Annotated in this window: 11 protein-coding genes and 1 rRNA gene; 4 read left to right on the plus strand and 8 right to left on the minus strand. The window is 41.7% G+C overall.

The window, feature by feature from the left end; all coding sequences use genetic code 11:
- Window positions 1–19: 19 nt before the first annotated feature.
- The 3 genes from CAL6303_RS30455 (at window position 20) to CAL6303_RS20670 (ending at window position 3,745) form a co-directional block, all read left to right on the plus strand.
- Window positions 20–196 (plus strand): hypothetical protein, encoded by a 177-nt coding sequence (locus CAL6303_RS30455; RefSeq protein WP_015199777.1) that lies wholly within the window; start codon window positions 20–22, stop codon window positions 194–196.
- Window positions 197–465: 269 nt separating this feature from the next.
- A complete protein-coding gene (gene ileS, locus CAL6303_RS20665) occupies window positions 466–3,360 on the plus strand; it encodes an isoleucine--tRNA ligase (protein ID WP_015199778.1) in 2,895 nt (964 codons plus the stop codon).
- 133 nt (window positions 3,361–3,493) lie between these two features.
- Window positions 3,494–3,745 carry a DUF6883 domain-containing protein gene (locus tag CAL6303_RS20670; RefSeq protein ID WP_015199779.1) on the plus strand — a complete coding sequence of 84 codons (252 nt, stop codon included), beginning with the start codon at window positions 3,494–3,496 and terminating at the stop codon, window positions 3,743–3,745.
- On the opposite strand, the gene CAL6303_RS20675 is transcribed toward CAL6303_RS20670, so the two are convergent.
- The 7 genes from CAL6303_RS20675 to glgA form a co-directional block, all read right to left on the minus strand.
- Entirely contained in the window at window positions 3,717–4,409 is a 693-nt protein-coding gene (locus CAL6303_RS20675) for a hypothetical protein (protein ID WP_144051070.1), read from the minus strand. The genes CAL6303_RS20670 and CAL6303_RS20675 overlap by 29 nt on opposite strands.
- An 81-nt stretch (window positions 4,410–4,490) precedes the next feature.
- Window positions 4,491–5,246 (minus strand): Rpn family recombination-promoting nuclease/putative transposase, encoded by a 756-nt coding sequence (locus tag CAL6303_RS20680; protein ID WP_015199781.1) that lies wholly within the window; start codon window positions 5,244–5,246, stop codon window positions 4,491–4,493.
- A gap of 181 nt (window positions 5,247–5,427) precedes the next feature.
- Window positions 5,428–7,140 carry a diflavin flavoprotein gene (locus tag CAL6303_RS20685; RefSeq protein WP_015199782.1) on the minus strand — a complete coding sequence of 571 codons (1,713 nt, stop codon included), beginning with the start codon at window positions 7,138–7,140 and terminating at the stop codon, window positions 5,428–5,430.
- A gap of 327 nt (window positions 7,141–7,467) precedes the next feature.
- The gene (locus CAL6303_RS20690; RefSeq protein WP_015199783.1) at window positions 7,468–9,186 is read right to left on the minus strand and encodes a diflavin flavoprotein; all 1,719 of its coding nucleotides are present in this window, start codon (window positions 9,184–9,186) and stop codon (window positions 7,468–7,470) included.
- Window positions 9,187–9,877: 691 nt separating this feature from the next.
- Entirely contained in the window at window positions 9,878–10,348 is a 471-nt protein-coding gene (locus tag CAL6303_RS20695) for a hypothetical protein (protein ID WP_015199784.1), read from the minus strand.
- Window positions 10,349–10,492: 144 nt separating this feature from the next.
- Window positions 10,493–13,054 (minus strand): alpha-glucan family phosphorylase, encoded by a 2,562-nt coding sequence (gene glgP / locus CAL6303_RS20700; protein ID WP_015199785.1) that lies wholly within the window; start codon window positions 13,052–13,054, stop codon window positions 10,493–10,495.
- A gap of 539 nt (window positions 13,055–13,593) precedes the next feature.
- Window positions 13,594–15,075, minus strand: a complete 1,482-nt coding sequence (glgA, locus tag CAL6303_RS20705; RefSeq protein ID WP_015199786.1) for a glycogen synthase GlgA — start codon at window positions 15,073–15,075, stop codon at window positions 13,594–13,596.
- Between the two features lie 917 nt (window positions 15,076–15,992).
- Between glgA and CAL6303_RS20710 the strand changes: the two genes are divergently transcribed.
- Window positions 15,993–16,613: a DUF1361 domain-containing protein gene (locus tag CAL6303_RS20710; RefSeq protein ID WP_415748908.1), complete on the plus strand. Its 621-nt coding sequence runs from the start codon at window positions 15,993–15,995 to the stop codon at window positions 16,611–16,613.
- A gap of 465 nt (window positions 16,614–17,078) precedes the next feature.
- On the opposite strand, the gene rrf is transcribed toward CAL6303_RS20710, so the two are convergent.
- Window positions 17,079–17,196: ribosomal RNA gene (rrf, locus tag CAL6303_RS20715) — 5S ribosomal RNA — on the minus strand.
- Window positions 17,197–17,245: the final 49 nt, after the last annotated feature.

The following is a 17,245-nucleotide window of genomic DNA, read 5'->3' on the forward strand; positions in this document are numbered from 1 at the left end:
TCTCTAAATATATCGCGGCATGGCAAAAGCTGGTGAGAAGTATCTGTTTTCTGTTGATAATGCTGAAAATAAAATTCCCGAACTTTCTCTTCGGTTGCTTTCGGTAGATTTAAGAGGCTACGGTGTAAACAGAAGTATTGAATTCCCTAGATTTTCCCTAATCCCACGCCCGCCAATAGTTGAAACCGCCGTCTAATGGGCTGATGTGGTTCAAATAGGTGAAAACTGCTGTAATAACAATTCAAATTATCTTTGGGACAAATCAATGGTTGCTGGGATTCTTTTTTTAAGATAGATATAATCTAGTTTTTTTGGTCAACGCGATCGCGCTTTTAATGCTACACTCATACTACAAACATTTTGGTAATCCAAACATGATTATTCCCATTACAAAATCTCCTACTCTCCACATTTCCAACGATAATAGTGAAAATCTGACCTCATATTCATTAACCCATCAGAGCAGTGACAGAAGCTAAAAGTTACAAAGATACAGTAAATTTACCCAAAACAAAATTCGATATGCGGGCGAACGCTGTCAAGCGTGAGCCAGAAATACAAAGATTTTGGGCAGAAAATAAAATCTACGCTCGCCTTTCTCAAGAAAATCCAGGCGATGTATTTATACTCCATGATGGACCACCCTACGCAAATGGTTCACTGCATATTGGTCATGCTTTAAATAAAATCCTTAAAGATATTATTAACCGTTACCAACTCATGCAAGGTCGGAAGGTACGTTATGTACCCGGTTGGGATTGCCACGGATTGCCGATTGAGTTGAAGGTTCTGCAAAATATGAAGCAGGCAGAACGTCAAGAATTAACCCCGTTGAAGTTACGTCAAAAAGCTCATGAATTTGCCCTGGAAGCAGTTGAAGGGCAACGCAAAGGCTTTAAAAGATACGGTGTTTGGGGTGATTGGGAACATCCATATCTCACGCTGACACCGGAATATGAAGCAGCCCAGATCGATGTTTTTGGGCAGATGTTTTTGAAAGGGTATATCTATCGCGGCTTGAAACCTGTAAATTGGAGTCCCAGTTCGCGGACGGCTTTGGCTGAAGCTGAGTTAGAATATCCAGAGGGACATACTTCGAGAAGTATGTATGCAGCCTTCCCAATGGTGAGTTTGGCGGATGGTGCAAAGTCAGCTTTAGGGGAATATTTACCAAGTTTGGGTGTAGCGATTTGGACGACGACACCCTGGACAATTCCGGCGAATTTGGCTGTGGCGGTGAATCCAGATTTGGATTATTCTGTTGTGGAAGTAGGTCAAGTTGCCTCGAATGCAGATACACAGTGGAACGTCTCCAGCAAATACCTGATTGTGGCGAAGGATTTAATAGATTCTCTAGCCGAAAAATTCAATGTGGAATTAACCGTAAAAACCACAGTTAAAGGGAAAGATTTAGAACATTCAACATACAAACATCCCCTATTTGAGCGTGAGAGTCCCATCGTCATTGGCGGCGATTATATAACCACAGAGAGCGGTACAGGATTAGTTCATACTGCCCCAGGTCATGGTCAAGAAGACTACATCACCGGACAAAAATATGGCTTACCAATTCTTTCCCCTGTGGATGATGGTGGCAACTTTACAGAGGAAGCAGGACAATTTGCGGGGTTAAATGTCCTCGGTGACGGCAACCAAGCAGTTTTGGATGCCATGTTAGCTGCTGGTGCTTTACTTAAAGAAGAACCCTATCAACACAAATATCCCTACGATTGGCGAACTAAAAAACCGACGATTTTTAGAGCAACAGAGCAGTGGTTTGCCTCAGTTGAGGGATTCCGCGATCGCGCTTTGGATGCAATTGCCCAAGTACGTTGGATACCACCACAGGGAGAAAATAGAATAACTCCCATGGTAAGCGATCGCTCGGACTGGTGTATTTCTCGGCAGCGTAATTGGGGTGTACCAATCCCCGTATTTTACGATGAGGAAACCAACGAAGTTTTAATGACAGAAGAAACCATCAACCATATTCGGGATATCTTTGCTGAAAAAGGTTCTAATGCTTGGTGGGAAATGTCTGTAGAAGAATTGCTACCCGAACAGTACCGCAATAATGGACGCAGATATCGTCAAGGCTTTGATACGATGGATGTGTGGTTTGATTCGGGTTCTTCTTGGGCTTCAGTAGTTAAACAGCGTCAAGAGTTATCAAAGTACCCAGTAGATATATATTTGGAAGGCTCAGACCAACATCGCGGTTGGTTCCAATCGAGTTTACTTACTAGTGTAGCTGTCAACGATTGCGCCCCCTATAAAACCGTCTTAACCCACGGCTTTACTCTGGATGAAAAAGGCTTCAAAATGAGTAAATCCTTGGGAAATGTTCTAGATCCCAACGTCGTCATCGAAGGTGGAAAAAATCAGAAAGAAGAACCACCCTACGGTGCAGACGTGTTGCGGTTATGGGTCTCTTCAGTAGATTACACCAACGACCAACGCATCGGTAAAAATGTTCTCAAACAACTAGGAGACATTCGCGGGAAAATTCGCAACACAGCGCGGGTTTTACTGGGAAATCTACACGACTTCGACCCCGAAAAAGACGCAGTTCCCTACGACAAATTACCCGCAGTCGATAAATACATGCTACACCGAATGACGGAGGTATTTAACGAAGTTACAGAAGCCTTTGAAAGCTTCCAATTCTTCCGCTTCTTCCAAACAGTGCAAAACTTCTGCGTGGTGGATTTATCCAGCTTCTACATCGACATCGCCAAAGATCGGCTGTATATCAGCACCCCCGAAGGTTTCCGCCGTCGCAGCACCCAAACAGTATTGTACCTGGCACTGGAGAATTTGACTCGTGCGATCGCGCCTGTTCTCTGTCACTTAGCTGAAGACATCTGGCAATTTTTACCCTACAAAACACCTTATAAATCGGTGTTTGAAGCAGGTTGGGTGAATTTGGATGCAAAATGGCAAAATCCCGAAATCGCCACCTTCTGGGAGAAACTACGGGAACTTCGTAACGATGTCAACAAGGTGTTGGAACAAGCACGGGTTGATAAAAGTATTGGTTCTTCTTTGGAAGCGAAGGTGTTACTGTATATAGCCGATAGCGAATTACGGCAACAAGTCAAAACACTGGAAGAAAATAGCAACGGTATCGATGAATTGCGATATTTGTTTATTACTTCCCAAGTTGAACTACTAGATTCATCTCAAAAAATTGACGGATTGAAATATAATTCCGTTGGTGAAAACTGGGGAATTGGCGTAGTGGATGCTGAAGGGGCAAAATGTGACAGATGTTGGAATTATTCTACCCATGTGGGGGAATCAAAGGATGATCCATTGTTATGTGAGCGATGTGTTGATGCTTTAGGTGGAGAGTTTTGATCTTTTTCTGAATTTTTAGCCAAAATTTGTCCCTTTCCAGCTAGGAGAGGGATTTTTGATAATTTTGTTTTTAGCTTTTGATAAATTATATTCTGAACTCAATGTTAAACAATGATGAGAAACTCAACAGGGAATGAAATTACCTAATCCCGAACGCGCTATAGTCGAAGTGGACAAGATCAGTGGTTACTGTCTCAATCCAGAACATCCGCAAGGAAAACATAAAGCTCGCGTTTTTAAATCAGCCCTAAACCTGAATCTTGAGAATGCTGAGGAATTACAAATAGCGCTTTTGCAAGCAGTGACTAATTGGGATGCAGTTCTAGCAATAGGCTGCCGTTTGAACAACAAACAATTTATGAATGTCTACTATTTTGTTCAATGAACCCCATAAGCGCAAGCCTTTTCTTCATTTCTTGTTCATACTCTCGATTATTTTTTGGCCAATCAAAGTCCACATGCTTTAGCTGTTTTACACAGTTAGGAGAGATCAGAAATTTAATCCCACGTTCGACCAATCCCTCAATCAGATAAATATGACGGTCAATGTCTTCGTTATAGTCGATTGCATATAAGCTCCAGCAAGTATTAATGAATGGATCTATTACCTCAAATATGAAATTAATCGTTTCTCCACTGAAATCGATTTCTGGTGGTGGTGCAAAATGTTGTATAGAATTCCTCAGCCTACCGAATGATTTATACTTTTCTAAGTTTTCTAGTTTCATACCAGTAGTCGCCCATAGCCGTTCGGGCAATTCTGAGTATTGAATAGTTCTAGCACTTTCAAATAAGTGCTTCATCTCTAAAAAATTGTCAGTCACCTTAGAGCGAGGAAGCTGCTCGAAAATAAGCAAGGGATGCTCCTCGGCTATACGTGCTTTGATTAATATCTCCGCTGCATGAGCTGCTTGCAAAACTGAAAGCTCAGGCCATTTACTGTTCTCAATACTCATATAGTTTGCATGCCAATTTGCATGGGCTAAAGCACCCAAGCCAAGTGCAAGCATGTGTTCTGAAACCCTCTTTAACTCTGAATTCAATGCCATTCCATTTTTTGAGATATGCGACCATATTTGGCTAAACTACAATGCTATGTCCAGAGGACAATAAACTCAAACTTGCAGAAGCTAGTTGAGTTGTTGCTGAAGTTGTTGGACTTCTTCGATTGATAACCCCGTTCCATGAGCAACCGCTTCAACGGATAAACCATCTCGTAAGAAATTGAGCGCGATTTCCCTTTGTTTTTTTACTTCACCTTCTGCCAGGATAGAGCGATACACAGTCGATTCTTGCATGATGTCCTTCCGCAATATGCGATAAATCACTTCCTGATCTAATTGTAACCCAGCTAAAATTCCTGATGCCGCTAACAAATTAGCTTGAGTCTGGGGATCTTTTATCTGTTCCACTCTTTGAGCCGCTTGACGTAACGTTTCTTCAGCATTTTCGCTTTGTCCCAGAGCCGCAAAGGGAATCAGCCCAGGATATTGTAGGAAGAGCGATGCAGGTTGCTCCCACAAACGAATTACCTCAAATTCGTGGTGGGTACGTTCCATTGTAAAACTGGTTTGATAAACCAAGGGCGATGAAGTCTGCTTCAGGTAAATGACAACTTGTCGCATCGGTTTGGTTGGATCTCTTCGATAGGCTCGCACACGATAATCCAGAACACGGAATGGGATATTGTTTTTAGGAAGTGTTTGAAACTCAATATGCAAAATTTCTTCATCTGACTCTAGAAAAATCAGAGCATCAGCGCGAATTGGGTCAAGGGAGAGTTCAGAGGGTTGGAGTTCTGCCAGAGTGACGGATTTCCCCAACAGCCAACTAGCGAAGTCGGCTGAGAAGTGTTCGGCTAGGAATCGGCAAGTGTCATCATACATAATAGGTATGATTCTACCAGTAAACTATCATCAACCTACAATATCGAGCGCGATGCCCTTGATAACCAGGCAGTTATAAGACTGCGCGACGTAGTGCGATCGCATTAGAGCAGGAACTACGAAATATAGTAAAGACGCTCCATGGGAACGTCTTTACAAACACTAAATTTCTACCTGGAACTTAGTAATAAGTACCAGATTTACGGTAATGAACAGCAGTTGTAGCATGGGGTTGAAGTAGTTTACCGTTGTTGATAGTTGAGTAAATTACCCAATGATCGCCACATTCCATCCGTTTAGCGACACAACATTCCAAATATGCGATCGCGTCCATGAGAATCACACAACCATCATCATTGAGGGCAGTTTCAAAGCCATCAAAGCGTTCTTCTCCAGGGGCAAACTGTTTCCGGAAGTGCTTCATGTACTCTTGGTGATTGTTTTCTGCCAAAATATTTAGCACAAACTTAGAACCAGGATAAAGCAAATTCTCGATTGCCCGCTCTTTAGCGATCGCTATTGTAATTCCAGGGGGATTAAACGTCGCTTGAGATACCCAAGCACCCATCATCGCTGCGGAGATATCACCTTGTTTGGTGGTGATGACACAAACTGAACCTACAATCCGTCCCACAGCTTGTTCCATGGAATTTGCAGCAGGTTGAGGTAAGCGGAGTTTCCTGGCTTTGCGGAGAATTTGAGCGAAGTCTGTAGCTGCTTCTTCACATTCCTTCAAGGTTTTATCAGATGGTTTGAAGCGAGCGCGGATGGTTTCAAATCCAAATTTGTATCCGGCTTCTTTGAGTTTACCTTCAATTAAATCAAAGGCTTCACCACTCCAACCATAGGAACCAAATACACCCGCCAACTTATTATTATTGCCAACCGATAACACTGTTCCTAACGCTGTGTGTATGGGAGTAGGTGCATGACCCCCAATAGTTGGGGAACCAATAATAAAACCCTCGCATCTTTCAACTGCATTCTTAATATCATCAGGTTCGGCAAATTCGCAATTAATTAATTCGACTGCCACACCACCCTTTGTCAGTCCGAGTGCGATCGCTTGTGCTAAAGTCGCCGTATTCCCGTAAGCGGAAGCATATAACAAAGCTACTTTTATTTCCCGTTCAGCTTGGGAACGACTCCATTCTCCATAGGATTTGGTCAACTCCATCAAACCATAGCGTACCAAAGGACCATGACCTACTGCATACATCCGGACTTGGTAATCGGATATTTTCTCCAAAGCCGCTTTGATGTGGTTTGCATTGGGAGCCATGACGCTATCGTAATAATAGCGCTGATCTTCTTTGAAGCTGTCCCAATCCTCATCAAAAATATCATCCCCACAAACATGGGCACTAAATAATTTATCTGTATAAAGAATTTGGGTTTGTTGATCGTAGGTGCAAAGTCCTTCAGTCCAACGTGGACTAGGTGTAGGAATAAAATTCAACACATGACCTTTACCCAAATCGAGGGTTTCTTTCCCCCGCATGGTGAGAATTTTCAACTCTTGGTTTGAGAAAGCAGCCCGTAAATGTGCAGCACCTGGCACCGAAGTCACAAAGGTTAATTCGGGGGCAATTTCTAATAATGCCCTCATTGTCGCCATCCGGTTGGGACTAAAGTGACCAATCACCACGTAATCAATTGTGGTTAACTCCAAACAGCGACGTAGGGCTTCTTTATATATATCTGTAAAAGTTTCCGAAGGTGGATCAATAATCGCCGTTTTATCCCCACGAATTACATAGGAATTCGCCGTAGTTCCACGAGAAAGTGCATACTCAATTTCAAATCGTTGTCTTGTCCAACTGCGTGCCCGTAAAACTGTCGTATTAGTGGCAATTGGTAACACTTGCACGTCACGAGGATGTTGATCGGTCATAGTGATTTTGGGTGAAGAGATGAGATAGTTTGGATGAAGAGGCAGGGAGGTAGGGAGGTAGGGAGGTAGGGAGGTAGGGAGGTAGGGAGAGCAGGGGAGCAGGGGAGGTAGGGGGAGCTTAGGCAATATAACGCCCTTTGGGCATACCCTGCGGGAAGCAAGCTACAAGAAAGGCTTTTAGCCTGTCCCCTTGGGACATGAAAACAAGACTTTGAGATTGCTTCCTTGCGTCGCAATGACGTAACTGCGTAGTGATTGCGTTAGTCCTGCCTTGAAAGGAGCCTTTTCTCCCTACTCCCTGCCCCAATTCTTCCCTTATCAGACCATTTAGTAGTAATTACCAACCTTGCGGTGACGAACAGCGGTGACACCATCAGGCTTAGAAACACGACCATCTTGAACGGTACAGTACAAAATCCAATGGTCACTACATTCCATGCTGTCGATAATTTCACATTCCATGTATGCTAAGGCATCTGTGAGGATCGGACAGCCATTTTTAGCGGTTTGGGTCTTGACATCTCCAAAGCGGTCGGCACCGGGTAATAAGCGCTTGAGGAAGTGACGTTTGAGTTCTTTGTAGTTACCTTCTTCTAAGGCGTTGAGGACAAATTTGTCACCAACTTGCATGAAAGATTCAATTGCTCGGTCTTTAGCAATCGCGATGGTAAAACCAAGAGGTTGTAAGCTGGCTTGGGCAACCCAAGATGCTAACATAGCGCTTCTATTACCGTCTTTCTGACTAGTAATGATGTAAAGTCCACTACTAATCCGACCTAGGGCTTTTTCCATATTTACATCAAGGGATTTTACCTGCTTGATGTTACGTTCGCGGACGAGTCTTTGTCCTAAATCGGTTCCTGCCTCTTCACACAATTGATAGGTGTCAGGGTTGGGTGTTTCTCTAATTTTGATGGCAGAGAAACCTTCTTTGATACCCTGTGATGTGAATTTTTGACGGAGACTATCAATTGGTTCATCATCACCACCAAAAGCTTCAAATAAACCCACAAACTGCTTATCTTTGGCGACAGCTAGGAGGGAACTAATACCTGCTTGGGCTGAGATGTTGCTGCTAGGAGGCATTCCGATGACGATTCCAGAAGCACGTCCGGCGAGTTCTTGAATTTCTTGGACATCAGCTGTGGTGATATCCATCACTTCTACACCGATACCTGTTTTCAAGATACCGTGGGAGATGGAATGAGCCAAGCGATCGCTATATCCGTAATCTGCTACATAAAACAAGCCAACAGTGGTTTCTGCCTTGGCTTGGATTTGACTCCAATTTTGGTAACGTTCCCGCAAAAAGTCTAAGTGATGGTAAAGTAGGGGTCCATGTCCATTGGCAATCATTTTGATGTCGCCAAGTTCGCCCATTTTCTTCATCGCGTTAATTAGCGATCGCGCATTTGGTCCCATCAAGCAATCGTAGTAAAATCGAAAATCTGGTTCGATTGCTTCCAAATCCACATCAAAGGTGTCGTCACTACAATAGTGCATCCCAAAAGCATCGCAAGTATAGAGAGCTTTTGTTTTCTGGTCGAAACTAAATATTGTATCGGGCCAGTGAAGATTTGGCGCACTGACAAACTCAATTACATGTCCGTCACCTAAGTCTACCTTGTCCCCAGACTTGACAATCCGCTTAGAAAAGGGGTCATGTACCAGGTTTTCTAGAAATTGTAACGCCACCTTGGAGGCTAAAACGGTAGCCCTTGGTGCCAGTTGTAATACATCCTCTACCAACCCACTGTGATCGGGTTCAGTGTGGCTGACGATGATGTAATCAATTGCCTTGGGGTTAACAAGTGTTTTTAGGGTTTCTAAATATAGGTCGCGGAATTTGCCGTGGGAAGTATCCACCAAGGCAATACGATCGCCTTTAATTAGATAGGAATTGTAAGTTGTACCATTTTGCAAGCCAAATTCAATGTCAAAGCGATCGCGGTCCCAATCTAAGGAGCGGATTGCTGTTGTGTTTGGTGCAATCTCAACAGTTTGTATAGTTAATCGACGTTGAATGTTCTCTGTGAGGACTACCATTGTTTATCTCCGAGGACTAATCTTCAGCCGTTTTTTTCTTCCTTTATTTTGCTCATAATTATTTTTGTAAAGTTGTATGGAATTTGTTATTTTGCAAAAGTCAACTTGTATTAGATTTTGCTATTTCTTCGGATACTTTTTAACTTGTAAACCCTTGGTTTTAATATGTTCTCTATGGACAATAAATTATAGTTAATCATTCGATTTTATCATGTTAATTTTTTCTACGATATTTTCATAAAAATCAAAAAATAGCCAACAAAAACCCCAGCTATTATTAATCGGGGATATAAATACCAATTAAATAAGAGGCAGAGGGGCTTTTTAGCAATGGGATATAGAAATCCGATTTGATCATTGTTGGCGCAGCCTGTGCTTTGCACTTAAAAGTTTAAGTATATGCAGGGTGTATTTCATAAATAAAATATGAGTCCTATATATGATTTATTTTGGATGAAATTATACTCAAGTAAAGTAACAAGTAATAAGTGAAGATTAAAAATTATTTTCTTATTCCTTACTCATTACTTTAAAGCCGTCGTCGAACGGCGTAGCTGTATATCCCGAATTTTTCGGTAATGATCTATAAATTCAACTCAAATTCTTCTGCACAACTACCCCAAATGTTTGCGCTTACCCCAACTGCCTACTGCCTCGTTATAACGATACTTTTCAACACCCACGTACTTATCTATTCGGGTTGACTACAGTATTTATTTAATTCCGTTGCCATGGAATCTGCCTGTTTTGCTGCAACTGAAGCTTTTTGCAAAGACGAGTCGATTTCATCCTTTGCTTTTTGGATGGTTGCTCTTCCATCTACAGAAGGTTGTGCTGTTTTTGCAGAACCTAATGCTTTAGAGGCTTTCGCAATATTTTGACTTAGGGTTCCAAATACTGTGATAAATTTGGTTTGATAATCTTTTAATTTTGGGTCTTGGAAATTCAGTTCCTCGGTTTTTTTCGTGACATCCTGTAAATCCTGAGCAAGCTTCCTGCTTGTTGTCACCTGCGAACCTTTATTTTTTTCCAGCAGCGTTGTTCCTGCATTCACCTGCCTAATTAGTCGCTCGCATTGTGTAACTTTACTATCGTTGCAACTTGTAATTAGAAATATGAAACTGACAGGAATTATAAGAATAAATTTACGAGTGGTAAACATGGATACCTTATTTGATTAAATCCCAAACAATAGTACCTGATTATTTACGTGTTTTAGTTTTTTTAGAGCCATAGTTGTGGATTTTCCCAAAAAATAGGACAGGCATTTACAGCCTGTCCTCAAAATCTCAGTAATACTGAATTATTAATGTGCCCAAACAATTAGCCGGGGTTCGTAAGCACTGGATAAGTATTTGTGTTTGGGTAATACTCGCAGAGATAAGCCCTGCAAGCCTGATGTATCATAGACTACATCTGCGGTGTAAGTGCTTAAACCATGGGAGTCGATACCTTGGTTTTCCATGACTACAGATTCGCCGTTGACGATTTCACCACTGGCATCGATGGCACCTTGGTATAATTCTACCTGTACATCATCCTTGGTTAATGTTGCTAAGTCGATTTTAGCTTGGACGGTGACAGTCTGGTTAACCTTAATATCACTATCAGATGAGACGTTGATATCTTTGATTTTGAGATTGTACCAATTTTGGCTAAGTTTATTTTTCCACTCAGCTAGTTCTTTGGCTGGAGCGTAGTTTTCGCTAGTTAGAGTATGATAGCGATCGCTGGCGTGGAAGTAAGCGCGTTCTGCGTACTCTCCCACCATTCTCGCTGTGTTGAAGAAGGGACAATTTAAGCGAATTGCATCTTTCATTTTAGCAATCCAATGCCGAGGTAAACCATCAGCATCACGATCGTAAAATAGGGGAACTACTTCTTTTTCTAGTAAATCGTACAGCGCGTTGGCTTCGATTTCATCTTGATATGTCTCATCATCGTACATTTCTCCATGTCCAATTGCCCAACCTGTGCGGACAAAATCGGCTTCATCCCACCAACCATCTAAGACACTTAAGTTAGGCAAACCGTTCATTGCAGCTTTCATTCCGCTAGTTCCGGAAGCTTCACGGGGACGACGTGGTGTATTTAACCAGATGTCGCATCCTGCCACCATTAACCGGGAAATGTGGATGTCGTAGTTGGGAACGAAAACAATTTGTTTTTCTAAACCTTGTTCGCGGATAAAGTGGTTGATTTCCTGAATCAATTCTTTACCGGGGATATCTTTAGGGTGTGCTTTTCCAGCAATCACAAATTGAACTTTTCTGTCTTTGTTTGCCAGTAAAATTTTTCTGATTCTTTCGATATCCCGCATCCACAATGTTGCCCGTTTGTAGGTAGCAAAACGACGGGCAAAACCGATGGTGAAAACTTTAGGATCAAGAACTTCCTGTGCTTGAGCAACTACCGATGAAGAGGCACCGCGATCGCGTAAATGCTTCACTAGGTGTTCCCGTACATATAGAATCATATCTAGGCGACATCTTTCATGGTTCCGCCACAATTCTTCATCGGGAATTGCATCCATGCGTTCCCACAAAGGACTATCAACTCCTACTGATGACCAGTTTGGTCCTAAATAGCGATCGTACAGTTCCTGGGTCGATTTGGATACACAACTACGGGCATGAACACCGTTAGTAATGGCACCGATGGGAACTTCTTCTACAGGAACATCTTTCCATAAACCCTGGAACATGTCACGGGAAACTACGCCATGTAGCTGGGCAACTCCATTGGAGAAGGTTGCCATCTTCAATGCCAAAACCGCCATACTAAAGGCAGAAGCATCATCTTCAGGATTATCTCTGCCCAATTCTAAGAATTGCTCTGGGGATAATCCGAATATGTTTCCATAGTAACCCAGGTAGTGTAAAACCTTATCGGGGGAAAATAGATCGATCCCTGCGGGTACGGGAGTATGGGTTGTAAAGATATTGGAAGAGATTACTAACTGTTTAGCAGTAGCATAACTCAAACCTTTTTCTTGAATCAGGATGCGAGTACGTTCAAGGGCAGAAAATGCGGCGTGTCCCTCGTTCATATGGTACGCGGTAACTTCGTATCCTAGTGCCTTCAGCAAGCGCACACCACCAATTCCCAACATAATTTCTTGGTGAATCCGCATGTCGGTATCACCACCATACAATTGGTCGGTAATATCTTGATCATAGGCGTTGTTTGGTTCGATATTGGTATCCATCATGTAGAGGGGTACCGAACCTACTTGAACGCGCCACACACGAGCATATACCTTACGTCCTGGGTAATCAACCTCAATGCGTAGTTCTGAACCATCTGCGTTGCGTTCGAGGTGCAACGGCATGTTATGAAAATCGTTGTTGATGTAGCGTTCTTGTTGCCAACCATCAGCGTTGAGGTATTGGGCAAAGTAACCTTGTTGATACAGTAAACCGACACCTAATAATGGTAAACCCAGGTCGCTAGCTGATTTGAGGTGATCACCAGCTAGAACCCCCAAACCACCTGAGTAGATGGGTAAACAATCAGTTAAACCAAATTCAGCGGAGAAATAAGCATAATATTCTTTAGGCTTACCAGTGCGTTGCTTTTGAAACCAAGTCCGTTCTTGAAGATAATCTTCTAGCTGTTGCGCTGCACGTCCCATTTGAGCGAGAAAGCCCTCATCTTCCACAACTTCAGTGAGCCGATCTTGGCTAATGGTACCAAGCATTGCCACCGGATTGTGGTGACTTGACTCCCACAAATCTGGATCTAAACGGCGAAATAAGTCTTTTGATTCAGCATTCCAGTCCCAATGAAGGTTGTACGCTAGTTTCCGTAACGGTTCTAAGCGTTCTGGTAATGATGGTGAAACGTTAAAAGTGCGAATAGGCTGCATAAGATGTTTGGCGTGTTTGGGAAAAATTCCAGTTCTAGCTATGGGTATTGTTCACTGTCTTCATCCAAAGTTGCTAATTTTTTATACTTTTTTTGTGAGCAAATCTTGACTTTGTAAAGTTATGGTAATTATATTGACAATCAGCTTTAGACAAGGTTAATAAATACTCCTGATGATTTAATAAGAATGTTTCGTGTTGATGATCTAACTAAATCTTAATGATTTGCTAGCTTTTTACACTGGGGAGCGATCAAAAGTATAGTTAAGTACAGAATCTGTCATGTGAACATTGAAGTTTTAGATCCCCCACTTGTTGAATGATGCCATTGGCGAATAAGGGGTCTTGCCTAGTGCAGCATCGCGTAAACAACTAGACCATTATTTGAGGATGAAAGGCGCAGTAATAAATGGCTTTCCCTCACTGCCTACTGCATACTCACTACTGTCTTGATCTACTAGGTGTTACCCCCAATTCGCCAATGGCATCCTTTAAGAAGTCGGGGGTCTAAATTTTCATCTCATGATTAATTCTAAATTAATCAGTTATGTTTATGACGAATAGTCTCATAAATTTCCACATAATCTTCCGCCGGATACTTCCAAGAATTATCGCATTTCATCCCTTGAATTGCTAAATTGCAGAATAGTTCGGGACTGAGATTATATAAATCAATTGCCCTACCCATAGCAGATTCTAAAGCATAATTATCGGTTTCAAAAAACACAAAACCATTACGTTCTTCCGGGGTATGCATCGTATCATAATCCCAATCAAACACAGTATTTACTAACCCCCCTACGCCTCTAACAATTGGTACTGTACCGTATTTTAAACCAATCATTTGTGTTAAACCGCAGGGTTCATAATTACTCGGAACAACAATCATATCCGCAGCAGCGTAGATCAGATGGGATAATTCCTCATTAAAACCAAGTTCAATATGCACGTCGGGATCATCAGCTAAAAATTTCTTTTCATGGGCAAACCAACTGTGAATACTGGGTTCAGTTGCTGCACCTAAGAGGACAAATTGTGCTTGTCTTTCCAGTGCGTGGTAAATTGCATGGTGAACTAAATGGACACCTTTTTGAGCATCTAAACGCCCAATATACGCAATTAAAGGTTTATTGCTATCATCTAAATTCAATCTTTCCCGTAATGCTTTTTTGTTATAGGCTTTTTGCTCAAAATCTTCTGTTGTATAGTTATTGGGTATATATTTATCAACATCCGGACTCCAAAATTCAAAATCAATTCCATTGAGAACACCTTGGAACTTGCCTTGATGAATATCTAAAGTATGTCCCAAACCACAATTAATTTCGGTATGTAAAGCTTCCCATGCATGGTGTGGAGAAACAGTTGTCACAGCATTAGAATAAACAATGCCACCTTTCATCATATTTAGGGCAAAGCCATTAAAATTATCCCGTACTTTGTCGTATTGGAAATAATATTCTGGACGATTTAAACCTGTTGCCTTTAAAACTTCGTTACCACAAATTCCTTGATGCTTAAAGTTGTGGATGGTGTAGCAAATTCGCTGATACTCCATACCGTGATATTTATACATTTCGTATAGCATCACCGGAATTAAACCAGTTTGCCAGTCGTGACAGTGAATTACATCAGGACATTTGTTACTTTGTTGCAAAAACTGTAAAGCTGCTTTGCTAAAAAAGGCAAAGCGCATATTGTCATCATCACAACCGTAATAACAACCACGATGGAAGAAATTATCTTCTGAATGTGCCTCAATAAAAAAACACACCCTGCCATGTACCCAACCACAGTAAACTGAGCAATGAATTTGCCCATCATACCAGGGTACCCACAAGTCTTTGTAGGCATCGTGAATTCCCCAGATGTGGTCGTAGCGCATACAATCATACATGGGCAGGATTAGCTCAACACAGTGTCCTTGATTTTCTAATTCCCTGCTGAGTCCATACACTACATCACCTAACCCCCCTGCTTTGATTACAGGAGCGCATTCTGAGGCAATTTGCACTATGTACATCCCTAATCCCCACTTAATAAAAGTTTATTTAATAGATCACTCTAAAGTATATGGGATATGTAGCCAGTGATAAATACCTAGTATTTTTGTATTGATGTAAAGAAGCGCTATATTTACTTCCATCGGTTATGCGATCGCTCATCCTGTAAATATTACATCGCATAAGAGACCTCCACAAAAACAAATGCCCAATTGTCATTGCATACAGCACTTGCAGCAGCTATGGGGTACATTCTAAAAGCTGAAAGCAATGATACGAGAGGGGCAAGGAGAAAAGCTATATGGCATAATAGCCGGAAGCGCTGTAGTTTACTTCCAGGTAGTGGTATGGAGCGAAACGATGAAGCATAAGTCCGTTCGCTTTTAGGGTTCCCGCAGGTTAGCAGACACGCTCCGCGTTTCTTGTATACCCAAAGGGCTTTACACAATGACAGCTTTTGGACCAATCATTCTGTGGATCTCTCAAAGTTGTGTTAACATCGAAAAATTATTAACCCCTTGCTGTTATGGGAATATTTGGCACTCTCAGCAGCCATAGGCTGCCATAAATAGCTTTGGTTTTCACAAAGACACAAAAAATATATATCTTCGTCATAGGAAAATAACTTCTAGATTGCATACTTGATTGAAGCTACCTCAAGGTGGTGAAGAATAATATTTTTTGATTTAGTCTAATTAAGGAATAATTTATGAAAGAGGAACTAATCGAATTGTTAGCCAGAGTAATACAAGTTTTACAAATAAACGAAAGTTGGATGACTTGGAACTTATTCCTAGCCTTTATACCTTTAGTTCTAAGCGTGTGGCTGTTTCGCAGTAGACGGGGAAATGGTTGGGCTTGGTGCCTAGGCTTTTTGGCTCTTTTTGCTTGCTTACCGGAAAATCAAAAATACATTCGCACTCTTTCATACTTTTTAATTTCAGCAGTACTTTCCATCTCATTTCTCAAGTTGTTACTATTTTCAACTTTGGTAATTTTACCATTGATGATTTGGATGTTACGAAGTCGTAGCGGAAATAGATTTGCTTGGTGGTTGGGATTTTTAGCATTTATAGGTTTTTTGCCCAATGCACCCTACTTATTGACTGATGTCATCCATTTAATTGATGATATCCGCACGATAAATTCGGTGTGGATGATTACTTTAGTTGTAATTCCCCTTTATATATTGGTAATTTCTGCGGGATTTGAAGCTTACGTAATTTCACTGATTAATCTTGGCTATTATCTAGAACAGCGGGGGAAAGGTGAATGGGTACTAACAACTGAATTGATTATCCATGCTTTGAGCGCAGTTGGTATTTACTGGGGACGCTTTTTACGTTTCAATACTTGGGATTTTATTACTCAACCCGATCATTTATTAACTAAGGGTGTGGAGGAATTATTGGGTAAGCAACCTTTGCTAATTATAGCTATCACATTTATAGTTTTGACGAGTTTGCATTGGTTAGGGAAACGGATAACTTTAAGTGTAATTGAAGAAACCCGTGGCAGGATGATTACGCGATCGCGTAGCGCGAAGACACATTCGTAATATTGACTGCACTCTGCCTTAAGTGTCTGTGGTTTAATCTCAAGAGTGCGATCGCTTAGTTTTAATGACCCTAGAAGTATATTCATGTGCAAGAGAAGACGGTATGATAGCCCAAAATCCTTGCATCACCCTGACCATAAGTACTAAAGCGTGCTGTTTGTAACTATGTACCGAAAACAGGGACAAAATCCAATCTTAGCAAAGAACTTTGAACTGATTTTTGAACTGGAGTTTAGACTAAATCAGTCTCAGCAACATTGCGAACTGACAAAAGCCATTCTGGCATCCAAGAAACAGCGCTGGCGCTATCGCATACAAAAAAATAGAGAGATACCTGGTTAATTAAATTTTCGGGTCAAAAATGAGCGAACGCCCAGAAGTTAGGGAAGGCAAGAGAATAAAAAGCATAGAAAAGCAAAGCCCCCTCCTATGATGTGTATAGGAAGGGGCTTTGGAAAAGAATAGACCTGGCGCCGAGCTATTTTGGCGGGAGGCAACCCTCCAACTATCGTTGCCGCAGTAGCGTTTCACCTCTGAGTTCGGGATGGATTCAGTGTGGTTCCACCACGCCATCAGCACCAGGAAATCTGTATGGTTTTGTTCCTGTTTTGGAAAAACCATGAAGACTGCAT

Source organism: Calothrix sp. PCC 6303, assembly GCF_000317435.1.
In the GTDB taxonomy this organism is placed as follows: domain Bacteria; phylum Cyanobacteriota; class Cyanobacteriia; order Cyanobacteriales; family Nostocaceae; genus PCC-6303.

Coding starts and splice junctions, on each gene's coding strand:
- CAL6303_RS30455 (WP_015199777.1), top strand. CDS start 20: ATGGCAAAAGCTGGTGAGAAGTATCTGTTTTCTGTTGATAATGCTGAA.
- CAL6303_RS20670 (WP_015199779.1), top strand. CDS start 3,494: ATGAAATTACCTAATCCCGAACGCGCTATAGTCGAAGTGGACAAGATC.
- CAL6303_RS20675 (WP_144051070.1), bottom strand. CDS start 4,409: ATGGCATTGAATTCAGAGTTAAAGAGGGTTTCAGAACACATGCTTGCA.
- CAL6303_RS20680 (WP_015199781.1), bottom strand. CDS start 5,246: ATGTATGATGACACTTGCCGATTCCTAGCCGAACACTTCTCAGCCGAC.
- CAL6303_RS20685 (WP_015199782.1), bottom strand. CDS start 7,140: ATGACCGATCAACATCCTCGTGACGTGCAAGTGTTACCAATTGCCACT.
- CAL6303_RS20690 (WP_015199783.1), bottom strand. CDS start 9,186: ATGGTAGTCCTCACAGAGAACATTCAACGTCGATTAACTATACAAACT.
- CAL6303_RS20695 (WP_015199784.1), bottom strand. CDS start 10,348: ATGTTTACCACTCGTAAATTTATTCTTATAATTCCTGTCAGTTTCATA.
- glgP (WP_015199785.1), bottom strand. CDS start 13,054: ATGCAGCCTATTCGCACTTTTAACGTTTCACCATCATTACCAGAACGC.
- glgA (WP_015199786.1), bottom strand. CDS start 15,075: ATGTACATAGTGCAAATTGCCTCAGAATGCGCTCCTGTAATCAAAGCA.